Here is a 16,121-nt window from a genome sequence, read left to right as displayed (position 1 = left end):
ATAGATATTAGGGAAATCTATTTGAAATGATTAATTCAGGAGGCGTTCGATGTTGTGAATGTGATTTAACCATTTGAAACCTTTCATCAGTCATCTCAAAACAAAATTTTCGAGTATTGACATAGTTTGTTATGGTTGTCTAATTAATTGTAAATATTGAATTTTATTTACAAACGCATGGTAGAGAGTTTTAGCAATTTGATGCGGTTTTTTTGTCAATTATTTCGTGCTGTCAGAATAAGGCCTTAATCTATAAATTGAGGGTGTCTTATAAAGTATACAATGCTTTGACTTCCCTGCGATAAACCAGACAGCTGATAATTTCCCAGGCCATCTTTCCTATTTGCAACCGCGGTGGCGGCATGCAAAAGATAGAAGAACTACCAAGTCTTAGAAACACGGTGGTGACAACCTGTCGCCAGTTCTTTCATTATTTTCCAAGTCTCTGTAAGGGCCTCCGGGGCCAACAGGTGGCAGAGTAGACCAGAAGTATCCGCTGTGCGTTGCCAACCAGGCTCATTGTAATGTCGAGCCTTGGGTGCCGTACTACCGCACAGGTGGATTCTTTCGAATCGATAGCTGCCGGTCAAAAAAATCGCTTTTGGTATCGTAGTCAGCCCGAACCAATCAGCAAAATACTCGACAAAGCTTCATCGGTATATGCTTCCATGTTTGTAGAATTTTTTTGATAGAAATTTATATAGGTATATACTTGCAAAGTATTTTCTTAGTAATTGTGCCGAGTAGAGATGATGTTCAAAACAGCCATGGCGCTCAGATCACTTTTCTGAAAATGAGGATTTATGGGCCAACGTGTTTATTATCAGTTTGGTGTGGTTCCGAAAATCTGCACACGTTCTCGTTTTCCCTGCTCATCTTGAAGTAGAATGAAAAACCAAACTGGGATGATGCTGATCTAAACGAAGAACTGACCACGATGCTAGTGTTCAGTAGAAGTGTAAGAGAACCTTCTTCATTGGTTTGTCTAATTAGTTGGATTAATTTAACTCACGTTTTTGAAAACTTTGTTTGTCTTTCGAGGGGTAGTGCTCTTAATTATAATTATCTGCTCTACTCATTTTGCGGAGGCTCAGGCCTTCAGGAATTTGGCAGGCCTGGAAGTCGGTTCCATGTCTAATGCCAGAGGGGTGGTCCAGGATAAACAGGGATTCATGTGGTTTGCCACGTACGCGGGTCTATTCCGGTATGATTCTCACACGCTGAAAAAATACCTGCATAATTCCTCCGATCCAAACTCCATTTCGTCCGACATGCTGAATGCCGTCTTCTGCGACTCGAAAGGCGACCTTTGGGTGGGCGGCACAGGCGGACTCGATCGATATAACCGGGAGGCGGACAACTTTACGCACGTCGATCACAATCTGCCCAATACCAACCCTGAACTCAACAACAACATCTATTTCATAGCGGAAGACCGCGATCACCGGATATTGGTGGGGACGCCTTTCGGCCTGAACAGTATCATGGCTACAAAAGGGGAAATAAAGGTCACTTATATCCTCCACCGTACTTTTGAGCGCCTTGACAAAGACATTTTTTCGGTAAGCCAAACAAGCCAGGGTGATTTCTGGGCGGGAAGCGATAATGGGTTGGTACATGTACCCGCCAACGGAAATCCTCCACGAATCTATCGTTTCAATTCAGCCAATAAATCGCCGCTGATTAATGATTTTCGTACACAGTACCTGGATGAACGGAACGTAATCTGGTTGGGACCGAGCTCCGGCGGGATTGTTCATTTTGACGTAGCGACGAAAACATTCAGACCAATGCAAGACTTCGTCGCCCCGGACGGGGAGGCGCCCGTTGTAAGCTGCATCCTGCCCGACGGCAAAGGGAAACTTTGGATCGCGACGCACTCCGGGCTGGCTTTGTTCGATCCTGTGAGCCGAAAGACTACCTGGTACAGAAACCAGCCGGGCAACATATACAGTCTGGCCGATAACTACATTCAAACCATGTGTTTGGACCGGCAGGGCGGGATATGGCTGGGAAGCTACTATTTTGGTATCAGTAATTTCTACCCGAATGCCCCCCGTTTCCTTTCGTGGCCTTTTACAGTGAACGGCATCTCCGATGTTCGCTATGCCAATGCATGGATGGGCAATAGCAGGGATGGCAAACTTTGGGTAATCGGCAAGGATCAGAAAAAGTTACACCTATTTGACCCGTCGGGTATACAGACGAGATCGTTCGACCTGAAATTACGGCCCTCCTCGGACTATTATCATTTTTACATTGACGGGAACAATACGCTCTGGGCAGCAGGAAACACGGTGCTGACAAGCTTCGACCTTAATTCCGGGAGCTACCACCATTATCCTATTGCCGCCACCGGAAGTTATAAGGAGTTGGAAGATGGCAGGGTGCACGAGATTCTGGAAGATTCGAGGAACAGGTTTTGGCTGGTAGGCACTTTCGGAGCATTATTGTTTGACAAACATACGGGCGGGTTCAGAAAATGTAAGTCTGTCACCTATGCCCACAGCATACTGGAAGATTCGAAGCAAAATATATGGATAGGCGGCGGTGACGAAGCATTTGTACTCAAACGTGACGCAGTCGATTTCCAAGAATTGACTACGGACAAAAGCAGGGGTGCCGGAAATTTTGCTGCGGTATGGCGAATGGCAGAAGACGGGGCGGGCAGGATATGGGCAGTCACCCGGCAAGGTTTACAAAGCTTCGACCACGCATCGGGCAAATTTCTGCTTGACCCGAAAATTACACTTTCGAAAATCGAAGATATCCAGATAGATAAGGAAGGCTATTTCTGGCTTGCCACCGAAGCCGAGTTGACACGTTACAATCCCGAAAAACGGACCCGGCAAACCTATGGCTACCAGGATGGCCTTCCTTTCAACGGAATTTCGCGGCCTGCGTCGAGCGTGAAAAGTGCCTCGGGGATGCTTTACTTTACGACCAACAAAGGGATTTTTCAATTCTCGCCCAACCAGGTGACAGCAAGGAGCGGCACTTCCAGGTTAGTGTTAACGCAGCTGAAATTATTGGACCGGGAGGTAAGAGCCGGAGACAACACCGGTTTGCTGGCGCGAAACCTCGATCAAACCCAGGAGTTGACCCTGCACCATGATCAGAACATTTTTACGATCAGTTTTGCCCTGTTGAGCTTTCCAAGATCGGAACGAAACCGGTATGCTTACAAGCTGGAAGGGTTCGACAATACCTGGACCTACACGGGCAGCCAATCTGCTAATTATATGAACCTGCCGCCGGGAGACTATGTGTTCACCGTACGGGCTGCGAATGGGGATGGTTACTGGAACCGTGATCCGCTTCGCCTTAAAATCAGCATACTGCCACCCTGGTGGAAAACCTGGTATGCCTACCTGGCCTATATCCTGCTGACTGCTGCCACTGTATATGCTGTTACAAGGTTTTTCTGGCTCCGAAGCTCATTCCGAAAGGAGAGTGCGCTGAACCAGGTGAAGCTTGACTTCTTCACCAATGTTTCCCACGAAATCAGGACGCACCTTTCGTTGATTTCAGCGCCGATGCAAAAAGCCTTCCAGCATGCGCACGAGGGCCAATCCGTTGAGCATTATTTGGGATATGCCAAAAACAATTCGGACCGGTTGATGCTACTGGTCAACGAGCTGCTCGACTTCCGTAAGATCCAAAGCGGCGGAGTCCGACTGCAAGTACAGGAGTATGACGTGGTCAAAATCCTAAAAAACGTCATTGCCGCATTCGAGCATCTCTCGAAAGAAAAGGATATTGACACGTTGCTCGTACACCCTGACACGCCTGTACTGCTGTGGCTGGATATCGCCCAGATGCAGAAGGTGTTTTATAACCTGCTCAGCAATGCCTATAAGTTCGCACCGGAGGGGGGGAAAGTAGCGGTGCGCATTGTAGAAGCCTCCAATGAGGTCAGCATTGCCGTCCACGACAACGGCAAAGGAATACCGGCAGAGCATTTGCGGAAACTATTCACGTATTACTATCAGGCGGATTCGGAAAAACCTGGCTATGGGATCGGGTTGGCGCTTTCCAAGAGCATTGTGGAGCAGCATCATGGCTACCTTACTGCCGAAAGCCGTGCTGAGACCGAAACGATGGCCGGTAGTACAACGTTAACGATCCGGATGCTGCGTGAAAACCGGCACTTTTCCCCCGAGCAAATTGCCCCGAGAAACAGCGACTACATTGGAAGCGCGTTATTGGAAACGGTGGCAACTTTGCCTACGGCCCACAATGGCGTCTCTGCAAAGAAAGACAATACGATCCTGATTATCGAGGATAACGAACAGTTACGCGTGTTTATCAGGGAGCTTTTCGAAAGCGAATTCAACACGTTGGAAGCCGAAAACGGGCTTCGCGGCTTGCAACTTGCAAATGAGCACCTTCCCGACATCGTCCTGTCGGACATCATGATGCCTGATATGAATGGTTTGCAGTTATGCAGCCAATTGAAAGAAAATATTACGACTTCACATATACCCGTCGTGTTATTGACGGCAAGGGCACAAAACCAGCAAATCATCGAAGGGCTTGCCTCGGGGGCTGACGATTACCTTGTTAAACCGTTCGACCCGAGGATTCTTGAATTAAAGGTGCGCAACTTGGTCCGACTGCGAGACGATATGAAAGAACGTTACCGCCAGTCTGTCATAACCGACCAACAGGAGAGCAGAAACATTGCCCAGGACAAGAACCAGGAATTCATCATTAAACTTAGCTCACTTGTTAAAGAGAATATTTCCGATCGTGACTTTGGGGTCAATGAGCTTGCTATGCAGATTGGAATGAGCGTATCATCGTTGTATAGAAAATTGAGATCGCTTACAGGATTGACTATCAATGATTTTGTGAAAACGGTCCGGTTTAATGAAGCCAAAAAGCTGCTCGATTCGGGAGTTTATAACGTCAGCGAGGTGAGCACGATGATCGGTTTTGACGACAGCAAGTATTTCAGTACAGAATTCAAAAAGATTTTTGGCAAAACGCCGACTGAGACTAAAAAGGGTAGTAGTGTTTCATGAACTGCGTCAATGGCAATTTGTTGTGGCAAAAAATGTACAAGGAGACTGTGCTTTCTTTCGGAAAAACATGCATGGGGCAATCTTGTCAAAAATGAAGGATTTCTTTTCAAAATAGCCGTTTCGCCCGTCGTTTAAGTAGTTATCCAAATGCAGCCTCAGCATCAGCCGGCGAGATTGACCCGGAATTGCCGTAATGCGGCATTCGCGTTCGGTAGACCCACTATACAACCCGTAACCCACGGGGGCCATTTTCCAGCACATCAATCAGGTCAATAACGTTGTTGACCTTTGTCTTTTTGAAGATGTTGGACTTGATTGTGCTTACAGTCGATATTTTTCTATCCATCTCCTTGGCAATTAATGACGAGCTCAGCCCTGTTACCAATAGATTGGCAACTTTCAATTCTGTGGGTGTAAGAGGTGGACTTTTCTTTGAACGTGTCCGTGGATTCACGATCATTAGCTCGACTGCTATCTGCATATTGACGTGAAGCCGATTCGCTGCTATCGAAGCGATACATTCTCTAAGTTCGCTTTCGCTGAAGTCGTCGGGAAGATATCCATTGATTTTTTTCCGGAAGAAATCAATGATGTTGTGAATCGATTTTTGATAATCATAAAGAATGATCTTGCAAGACTTTTTTGATCCCCTTATTTTGTTGATGCTGCTTAAAATGGTATGATCAGAAGTGTTTCCGATTCTGATCATAAAATAAACTGAATTTCCTTCTATACTATCAAGCGGTAATTCATTGAATGAATCTCGTTCTAAAAATACGCACCCAGGGAGTAGTGATTGCATATTTGATTTTATCCCGGCTCTGTACATTGTGCGATTGTCGACTATTACTATTAGGGTTTCTTCTTTTGTGCAATGGTGTGTCATGTCGATAAATTGTTTTGAATATTGAAATTCATTGCTTCATTTTACTTGATTTATTTTCATTGTAAATTGTTGTTTTATTTTGGAAACGATGGGTGATTTAATCGTCTTTTTGGTGTGATTTTTTTTGAACCGGGGGAATTTATTTCGCACAATCACTTTCGAAGGTCGCGTTAGTACTTGATGGACCCGATTTGTCAATAGTTCAATTCATGCGGTACGGGAGAAAATCTTGCCAATCTGGTGAGGTTTTTATGTTTATGGCTGATTATGAGGGTTAATCCATTGGTAACGAATGCGCGGTGAGCTATGTTTGCACACATCCGGTAGGAAATACAAGCAGCTTTTTAATTGAAAATTATAGCACTCGAAAGTGTTATGGACGCGCAGGATAGGAAACAAGTTCTTATTGTTTACGATAGCATAGACTTATATGGTTTTGGAAATGACGTGTTGGCAAAGAGCTTTCGGGTAGTGAAGAGTAATTTAGGAGAGGATGGACTCTCGCTGGTTAGACAATTGAGACCTGATGTAATAATATGCGACATTTCTGCATCGACACGTGACGGACTTTCATTTTGTGCAAATTTAAAGTCTGACGCTGCTACAAGTCATATATTTGTCATCTTATTAGGGCCTGGTGTGTATCAAATCGAAGGGCTCCGCGCTGGTGCGGAAGACTATGTTTCTCTACCATACGACAACTATGCGCTTGGGTTGAAAATAGAAAATCTGATCCGGCTTGGCCAGGCAGTGCGTGGCAAAGTTGTGCAAGAGATGTCTGTTCAACCCGAATTGAAAGGTGAAAGTGACCGGTTTATGGAAAAATTAGAGCAGCTGGTTTTTGAAAACATTGCTGACCCTGATTTTGGCGTACACGAAATGGCATTTAAAATCGGAATGAGTGTTTCTGTTCTTTATCGTAAACTTAGAGTGCAGTCAGGAGTTACCGTAAATGAATTTGTTAAAAACATTAGAATGCAACGAGCTATGAAATTATTGGAAACAGGAATATATCCGGTAAACGAAGTGGCTTCTGCAATTGGTTACGAGGATAGTAAATACTTTAGTAAAGAATTTCGTAAATTTTTCAGCAGTACACCAGCGGAAATAAAACGTAGATCAAACTAGATTAATGAAATGTATTTATTGGTTAAACTCACAAAATTGACTTATTTTCTGCACTAATGTATACGCAATAAATAGTGCCGATGTATTGGCAAACGTTGAGTAATGGGTCAGCCTTCCGGAACTTCCAGGAGGCTTGATTTTTTATAATCAAATGGATATGTATTTCTTATACCTTTCTTCATGGCACCCGATCATTGGAATGTGTCAATTTCGCTCGTATCCAGCTAACACGCATCTTCTATCTGTTCATAAAAAATATTGGCCTACGTTTTTTTGACAAGAAAAGACTCTTAATTAGCTAAAATAGTCACCCGTCTTAATCGAATTAAGTTGAGACATTTGTCGTAGAAATATTTTTCAAGCTACCTCCCAGACTAGAATTAATTCTTTCGATATACTTCCCTCGAAGTCATGCTGCGCTATACCACACTATACCATTGATATTTTTTCATGCAACGGCCTGTTTATCAGGCCTGTGTAAATACCGTGGGGTCGAATTGTGTGAGGAACTCGGACTGTGTGAGGTCGACTGCGACCGCCCGGCCGGATGTCATGTCAAGCCGTACGGAAAGGCGGGACAAATCGATACCGTTGGGGCATGTACAATAATTTAAAAATAGATTTATAACTCTTAATGCGCTGATTATGAATAAATAAAAACGAGAAAGAGTGTCTAAACTTTTTATGAACAAATGACTACTATTTTATGAAACGAAATGTACAAATTGCCGCCGTCGCGCTTGCTTCAATGCTCGCTTGCTTTGGCGCGCGGGCGCAAACGCCCGGAGGGGTTTCCGCTAATCTGCGGGTATGGTTACGTTCGGATAATGGTTTCACCCCCTCCTCCTGGACGGATGGATCGGGGAATGCCAACCATTATACGCAGACCAATGCCAGCCGTCAGCCTTTTGTGGCTGCAGATTACTATAATTTCAACCCGGTAGTCGACTTCGGAACTTCCGGCAGTGATGCCCGCTTTATGGTTGTTCCGGCGGGTAAACCCTATTCGGCTAATGGAACCAGCAGTTCGGTTTTTACAGTAAACCTTGACAGAGCGGTTGGAGGATATGGTGATATTATTGGTTTTGGGGCTACTACAACCACTGCCAGTCTGATCAATTCAAACAGTCCTGTATTTACCAGGTTGGGCACTAACGTAGTCAATTATCCTTATGCGGATGCCAGTCCTGCTTTGCCTGCCGTCCAGGTAAATAAACTATATATAAATGATGTATCATTTACTGTAGGCGCTGCCGGGATTAAGTATGGTCAGAACGGTACAACCGGGGCCAATACGCAAACGTTCGCTGCGGTCTATTCTAGGCATGCCGACGGAAGTGTATTGGGATCACAACCCGAGGTTAGAAATGGCTTAATAGGTGAAGTAATTGCCTATGAAAGGGATCTTTCCGAGGTGGAAAAACAACGGGTAAGAACCTATACTGCGATCAAGTATGGCATTACTTTGCCACACAACTATATTGCCAGCAATGGAAGTACCATCATTTGGAATCAGGCTACCAATACCGGCTACAACAATAACATTGCGGGGATTGCAAAGGATGATAACGGTGCATTACATCAGAAGCAATCACGTAGTATTAACGACGGCAGGCAGGTATTAATTGGCACTGCTGGTTTGGCCAATACCAACGCATTAAATACTACGGGACTTACCGATGGCCAGTTCCTGGTGTGGGGTGATAATGGTTTAGTTAAAGCCCCTTCCGTTCCGGTCAACGATTTAGGAGCAGATGTGAATGCCCGTTTTGCTTCGATATGGAAGGTGCAAAATGTTGGTACAGGAGTTGTGCGTGTTGCGTGGCCTAAGGGGTTGGATAACCTTAAATTAATTCAAAGTAGCGATGCCGTAATAAATGGGAGCGATGTGGTAACGGCTATGTCTGCTGAGACAACTCCCATTAACGGCACTGTGTATAACTATGTTGACGTAACGCTGGCTGATGGTCAGTATTTTACATTTGCGGCCAAGGTGCGCGCTCCCGGCGGTGTTACCTCGGGTTTAACCCAGTGGTATCGTGCCGATGAAGGCTTGGTTGCAGTTGGCGGGGATGGCACTAATGTTACGACCTGGACAGATTTTACAAGAGGTACTGTTTCCGGTAAAATTGCAACAGCACCCGTACCAGTCTTCAAACAAGGAGCTACTAATTATTTCAACTTTAACCCGGGGGTTAATTTTACAGCAATCCAGCAAATGTTGGGCAACATCACCACCCAGACCTTAGAAAATACTTCCTTCGATATTTTCACTCTGACCAAAGAGGGTATGAGCGGAACGCGGTATTTTAATATTGGGATGGACAATACATCTGGTGGTGCCAACTGGGATCAGCCTGGATTATATGCCAGTGGAAACATTGCTACCAGAAACAGCACGGGTGGAGGATTGGGCATTGCAAATCCGGGTAACATTGACTTTTCAGCTACTATACCAAGTATCATGTACCACACTTTCACAAATACTTCCGTCAGGAAAGGAGTAAATGGTGCAGGTTTGGGTACGCAATGGGATATTTCGGCAAGAGGCCAGATGACCGGCGGCCATATTTTTGGTTCCAACGGAGGCGTAAATCCTCCCGGTGGCGATGACTGGGGCTTCACAGGTCACATCGGTGAAGTGATTATTTATGGTGGCGGCAATTTGACTGCGGCTGAAAGAAACAGGGTAGACACTTATCTTGCAATTAAATATGGTATCACATTGCCGGCGGGTGTAAATTATGTGAAGTCCAATGGAATCGTTGCCTGGGATGCCACTGCTAACAGTGGTTACCATAACAACGTAGCCGGTATAGCCAATGATGAGGCTTCCTCTTTAAATCAAAAACAGAGTATCAGCGTTAATAAAGGGCAGCAGGTTATCATTTCAACCACAGGCTTGACCCATACCAATGCCGGTAACGCAACTTCACTTGCTTCTGATGGACAATATTTGATTTGGGGTGACAACGGACTCTCGAAATCGCTTTCCACATCATTCAATTTTCCAAGTGTACCTTCTTTGAACCTGCGTTTTGCTGCGATCTGGAAAGTACAAAATACAGGATCTGTTGGAACGGTACGTGTGGCCTGGCCAGCAGGCATTCCTAGTATTACGCTTATTCAAAGCGCCGATGCTACCATCGACGCTTCGGATACGAGAACAGACATGACTGCCAATTCGGTATCTGTCAACGGTGTTTCTTACAACTATGCTGATGTGACCCTGAGTAATGGTCAATTCTTCACTTTCGCAGGATTCGTGTCCGGGCCGGGCAATGTAGCTTCGGCGGCATGGTATAGGGCAGATGCAGCAGGTCAGCAGTTTTCTGATGCAGGCACAGCTGTGGCCGAAGATGGACAGACTCTGCAGCAATGGAATGAATACAAAGGCACCGGATATAATCTTGTACAGGCGAGTACAGGAGACAGACCTACTTTCTCTAACGCAACAACGCTGGCCAATTTCAATCCTACAGTAACTTTCCCTGGTAGCCATTGGATGCGATATACTGCGCCGACAGGAGTAGATGTGATTGACAGAGCAAACGGATCGATTTACGCCGCAGGGTATATGAACAGCTTACAAAATGTTGGCTTTGCCGGTTTTCATTCCTCAATGAACTATCCTGGATTACACACTTACCCAACAGGTGGTGGGAACTACAATCTCTTATTTTTCACAGGGGGGCCTGGATATCAAGGTTTGTCGGGTAATAGTTTTGTGAATAAGAACTACTTTACCATCGGATCCGGATGGGAAAACGGGCAGGGAAGTACAGCTGCATATGCGGGCGCTACCGTGTCGTTAAATGGTAACCGCACCGTTTATTCAGGTACCAACCAGATTCAGAATGCGGTAATCAATGCGGCTTCCAGGGATTTCCAAATTGGTCAGGATGACGACCATGGACCTTTAAACGGCCAATTGAACGAAGTAGTTGTATTTGAACAGCGACTTAGTGAAGATGAGATGAACCGGGTTGAAACATACATGGCGATCAAATATGGTACAACTTATGCAGCAGGTACAAAAGATTACGTGAACTCGTCTTCTGGTACTGTGTGGGCAAATGCAGCCAACAACGGTTATCATTTCAACATAGCAGGTGTTGCCCGCGACGATATGGGATCTTTGTATCAGAAGCAATCGTGGAGTACAAACCCTGGCAATCAGGTGTTGATCAGCACAACGGGATTGGATAATACCAATGCAGCCAATTCGGGAGCACTTGCCAATGGCCAGTTTTTGATTTGGGGAGATAACAATCTTGCCAAAGCGCCAACTGTAGCATTTACTGGCATTTCAGGTGTGAATCATCGTTTTGCATCTGTTTGGAAAGCGCAGAATACCGGCTCTGTTGGAACGGTACGTGTGGCTTGGCGCGCAGGATATGCGAATCTTAACCTGTTACAAGGCAATGATCCTACATTCGCAGGTGGATATACTGCCACACCGATGACCAACACCCAGACGGTAAATGGCATTGAATATGCTTACGCAGATGTTACCATCACGAATGGTCAATATTTTACTTTTGCTGCCCAGCTACAGGGGCCAGGTGGTGTAACCGCAGGCATCCTAATGTGGCATAAGGCTAATGATGGTGTAGTGGCAGCGGGCAACAAAGCTGTCTGGAATGACATATCCGGTAACGGCAGAGAAGTTACGCAAGAAGATGCAGCAGCGAGAGAGCCTTTATTGGTAACAGATGCGATCCATTCGGCGGATAGCAGGGAGTATTTCTTCAATTTCAATCCTTTCTATTATTTCGATGGAGGAGACGTTCTTTACAGAGCGAATGATGGCTACTTCCCAGCCGCCAATAGCCCCGGGTCAATTTATGGAGTCATGATGAATGGTGGTGGCGGTACCCGAACGGCTTATAGTTTCAGCCAAAACGACAACAGACCTAGTTTGTCAAGGGTAGGTAATGAATACCGTGCTTATTCTGCCAATTTAACAGCTACTGCGGCTCCGGCAGGCTATCCTGCTACCACAATACCCGCACATATCGGTAGTATAGCATGGGTAGGCAGTGCCAATGGCGTTACTCCCGGTATCAACGGCCATACGAGCACCGGTAATGTGAGCATAAACATTAACCCGAATGGACCTTTCAATATCGGCTCTGAGGGTAACGTTCCGAGTGAAGCGCATTTGGGTGGTACCGCAGAGGTGTTTGCTTACAGCATTGATCACCAAAACTCTACGGGTAATGAGAAGCAACGGATTAATTCTTACCTCGCTATCAAATACGGAATCACCCTGAAAAACGACAATGGAACAGGTGTGCCGAATTATTTGAGCAGCAGCGCTTCTGTTGTATGGGATGGTACTGCTAATGCCGGGTTTAGCGAGAATATTGCGGGAATTGCTAATGATTTCATGTCGGCACTGCATCAAAAGCAAAGCCGGAGCGTGAATTTGACTAGCAATGGTCAGGTAACTATTGGTCTGGGTGAAATTGCGGCCACCAATGCTGCTAATACCAATGCACTAAACGATGGTCAGTTCCTGGTTTGGGGTGACAACGGAAATACCCAGGCGATGACCAATACTGCAAGCACCTACACCAGCTTTACTTATGCAGGTAGCGCAAGCAACGGACGCCGCATGAACCGGGTCTGGAAAGTGCAGAACACCAACAACGTGTCCAACGATGTACTGATTCGCTTCCCGATCGCTTCTGTTGGTACCACTGCGTTTACAACCGGTGATGCCTGCGGGGATTATGTGATCATTTTCGCTGACGACGCTACATTTACAACCAACGTCACTGTCAAGGCGCTGACTGTAAACGGAACGGACTATGATGTGGCACACAACTTCCCGAATGGAGCCAGCTACTTCACCTATGGTAAAGTAACACCGTTCAACCAGGGTGTGGTTTATTTGCCTGCAACTACGGAAACAACCAACAATTCGACCGACGCCTGCGATGTAGGCACCTGGAAGTATTTCCGCAAGACGGCAGACAACACCCAGAAATTGATGGGAATTACAGGCTATACCAATCCTGAACTGGCCAACCTGACGGTAACAATTACACCTCTGGGCGCCAGCTACGATGACGGAAGCCGCAAAACCAACCTGATGCAACGGATTACCACGGTGACAAACAATGGCTCGTCTCCATTGTCAGCTGGCAAAGTGCGTATTTATTACAGCCTACCCGAGAAAAATGCAACAGCTGTACCAGGCGAGCAATCATTTGGATGGTTCAAATACCAGGGCACGGCTGATGAAGTAATCGCGAACATTTATGCCTACGGAAAACTCGACGCTTCGAAGGCAGTTTCGCTTACACCCAATGCCACGGGCGTGGAAGATGGTGTGAACTATGTGGAGTTCCATAACCTCACTTCGTTCTCATCGTTTGTCTACTTGTCTACGACCGAGGAGTCGGCCCTGCCTGTTACGCTGGCGTATTTCAATGCGGCCAAAGAAGGAAGCACGGCTAACCTGACCTGGGCAACAGCCGAGGAAATGAACAATACCGGATTCGAGATCCAGAGAAGTGCGGATGCGCGCAAATGGCAGGCTATCGGTTTTGTGGAAAACCAATCGGCTGACGGCAACAGCAAAAGCCTGTTGACCTATGGCTTTGCAGACGCCGCACCATTGTCGGGTACGAACTACTATCGTCTGAAACAGATCGATACGGATGGATCTTACGCGTACAGTTCCATCGCTGCGGTCCGGTTCGAGTCGGGGAATGCGCTGTCCGTATATCCTAACCCGGTAGTGGATGGGAAACTGTCGCTGGCACTGCCGCAATCCGGTTCTTACAAGGTTTCGGTCTACAATGTCGCAGGTACGGAAGTATTGAATGCCGCGCAGTCAGGAAACACGTTGGACATCAGAAACCTTCGTGCGGGAGTGTATGTGTTGCGCGTTACATACGCGAACGGGGAAGTTCACAGCAAGACGTTTGTGGTAAAGTAGCCGGACTTCCGGTAGTAAATGAAACGGGATCCGAATTTCGGATCCCGTTTTTCTTCGCTTATAAATTACAAACCAGCCCCCTAGATTGTTATTCCCGTGATGGAATTTCCCATTGCCCCAGCCAGATCCAGGACATTAGTGACCTTTGTTTTTTTGAAAATGTTCGATTTTATACTGCTGATCGTCGATGTTTTCCGGTGCATTTTCTTGGCAATCAGCGATGGGCTCAATCCACTGACCAGTAAATTAGCAACCCTGACCTCCGTTGGTGTAAGACCTCCGCTCTTATGTTTTTGTCCTTTTGCCTTAATATTTAGCAGCTCAACTACTATTTGTGTGTTGACAAAGATCCGGTCTGCCGCGATCGACGTTAAGCATTCTTTGAGATCGTTTTCTCCGAAATCCTCAGGCAGGTAAGCATCAATTTTTTCTCTGAGAAACGGGAGGATGTATCGAACGGACTGTTTGTAGCCGTACAGGATAATCTTACATGGTTTTTCCAGAGATTTCAACGCTCTGATGTTGTTAATGATGGTTTTGTCAGATAGGTTTCCTGCCCAGATCAGAATGTAAAATGAACTGGCTTGCGAACCGGCAGAAACGAATTCATCCAATCGAGAATGCCTCGAAAATTCAGATTGAGGGATGATCGATTCAATAGTTGACTTTATTCCTGCCCAGAACATGGGGCGTTCGTCTACTATAACAATTAAATTGTTCCGTTCTCTATCGAGATGTTCCATAATTGTATAATGGTTTTTGTTTGAATAGTTGTTTTCGCCCGAAGTTCTATTCGGAATGATCGAAACTTCTTTCAATGCAAATTGTCGTTTTATCCACAAATAGATGGTGGATAAAATTGTCCTTTTGGTGTGTTATTTAATCCATTTTAAAGGCCTGAACTTATTCGGAATGGAGCAATGCGTGTTTTTGCAAACCCTGAAAGATTTGCAATGAAACGTTTTATTCATGGGGTTAGCAAGGACACCACGGCCATAGATGAAAGGCTTATTTTTTTAGTTAGGATTTTGTGTCTATGTCTTCCAATACGGTTTTTTGCATTGAAAATGAAGGCTTTATGAGCTATGTTTGCGTCGGTTAGATAGTGCATTACTGATTGATACTCAACTTTATTAACTCATTTCAAAACGATTATTTCAAAGTCATCGCCGAATATCATTTTGATTGTCATGGTCGGTTTGAACCAGAATATATTTTGAAGTATAATCTAAACTACTGCACTCCGTGAGTGTTATGAAATCGGAAAATATCAGAAAGATTTTAATTTTTGCCGGCAATACGGAGCCTGATAGTTTTGGTATGGAAGCCCTGAGAAACAACTTCCATGTGCTAACCAGTAACAGCGGTGATCACGCGGTAGATTTGGCTCGTCAGATAAACCCGGATCTGGTTATCTGTGAAATAGCAGATTCAAAAGTCGACGCCCTGGCGATTTGTGCTGCATTAAAATCTGACGTCGTTACGAGCCATATTTCAGTAATCTTGCTTGGGTCGCGAGAACAGGAAATTGATGGACTGCGCGCAGGGGCTGATACTTATATATTGCACCCCGGCAATAGTGACGTGCTTGGGCTTAAAATTGAGAATCTGATCCGAATGCGGGAGACGTTGCAGGAGCGATACTTGCGGGAGGTCTCTGATAAAACTGAATCCAACGAGCTGGGCGGCTGGTTCATTGAAAAACTCAGACAACGAGTGATTGAGAATATTTCCGATCCGAATTTTGGTGTTCATGAAATTGCGTTTCAGATTGGCATCAGCGTTTCTGTCCTTTATCGTAAAATCAGGGTGCTTAAAGGAATTACAGTCAATGAATTCGTGAAGTCGATTCGAATGGAGCGGGCCATGCTATTGCTGGAAAGCGGAACCTATCCGGTCAATGCGGTGGCTACCGCGGTAGGATATGAAGACGTCAAGTATTTCAGCAAGGAATTTCGAAAATTCTTTAAGATCACGCCAATAGAAGTTAAACGCCGTGTACTTAGAGAGCTGTCTTAGACCATTTTCAGGCGGTGGACAGCGCGCCGGATTTCTGATCAAGTCGGGGGCAAACTCAATTCCGGAACTCGGTAGCGCAAAAAAAGCCCCGGAAATGAATCCAGGTCTC

6 protein-coding genes are annotated in these 16,121 nt (G+C 45.6%); 4 read left to right on the top strand and 2 right to left on the bottom strand.

The genetic code is table 11. The annotated features are described in order from the left end of the window. Positions 1 to 1,172: 1,172 nt before the first annotated feature. Positions 1,173 to 5,027, top strand: a complete 3,855-nt coding sequence (locus BP71_RS07285; RefSeq protein ID WP_496377908.1) for a hybrid sensor histidine kinase/response regulator transcription factor — start codon at positions 1,173 to 1,175, stop codon at positions 5,025 to 5,027. Between the two features lie 220 nt (positions 5,028 to 5,247). Here BP71_RS07285 and BP71_RS07280 read toward each other — a convergent pair whose 3' ends face one another. After that, complete coding sequence (locus BP71_RS07280; protein ID WP_496377907.1) at positions 5,248 to 5,829, bottom strand: LuxR family transcriptional regulator; 582 nt, start codon at positions 5,827 to 5,829, stop codon at positions 5,248 to 5,250. Between the two features lie 432 nt (positions 5,830 to 6,261). Between BP71_RS07280 and BP71_RS07275 the strand changes: the two genes are divergently transcribed. Both BP71_RS07275 and BP71_RS07270 read left to right on the top strand, forming a co-directional pair. Continuing rightward, entirely contained in the window at positions 6,262 to 7,041 is a 780-nt protein-coding gene (locus BP71_RS07275) for a helix-turn-helix domain-containing protein (RefSeq protein ID WP_496377906.1), read from the top strand. Between the two features lie 706 nt (positions 7,042 to 7,747). Then, the gene (locus BP71_RS07270; RefSeq protein ID WP_496377905.1) at positions 7,748 to 13,993 is read left to right on the top strand and encodes a DUF8202 domain-containing protein; all 6,246 of its coding nucleotides are present in this window, start codon (positions 7,748 to 7,750) and stop codon (positions 13,991 to 13,993) included. An 80-nt stretch (positions 13,994 to 14,073) separates the two neighbouring features. On the opposite strand, the gene BP71_RS07265 is transcribed toward BP71_RS07270, so the two are convergent. After that, positions 14,074 to 14,736 carry a response regulator transcription factor gene (locus tag BP71_RS07265; RefSeq protein ID WP_496377904.1) on the bottom strand — a complete coding sequence of 221 codons (663 nt, stop codon included), beginning with the start codon at positions 14,734 to 14,736 and terminating at the stop codon, positions 14,074 to 14,076. Between the two features lie 511 nt (positions 14,737 to 15,247). Between BP71_RS07265 and BP71_RS07260 the strand changes: the two genes are divergently transcribed. Further along, complete coding sequence (locus BP71_RS07260) at positions 15,248 to 16,012, top strand: helix-turn-helix domain-containing protein (RefSeq protein WP_496377903.1); 765 nt, start codon at positions 15,248 to 15,250, stop codon at positions 16,010 to 16,012. Positions 16,013 to 16,121: the final 109 nt, after the last annotated feature.

It is taken from the genome of Dyadobacter ginsengisoli DSM 21015 (assembly GCF_059568735.1).
Note: the sequence above shows the minus strand (reverse complement) of the source record. Positions and strands in the feature narration are given on the sequence as shown.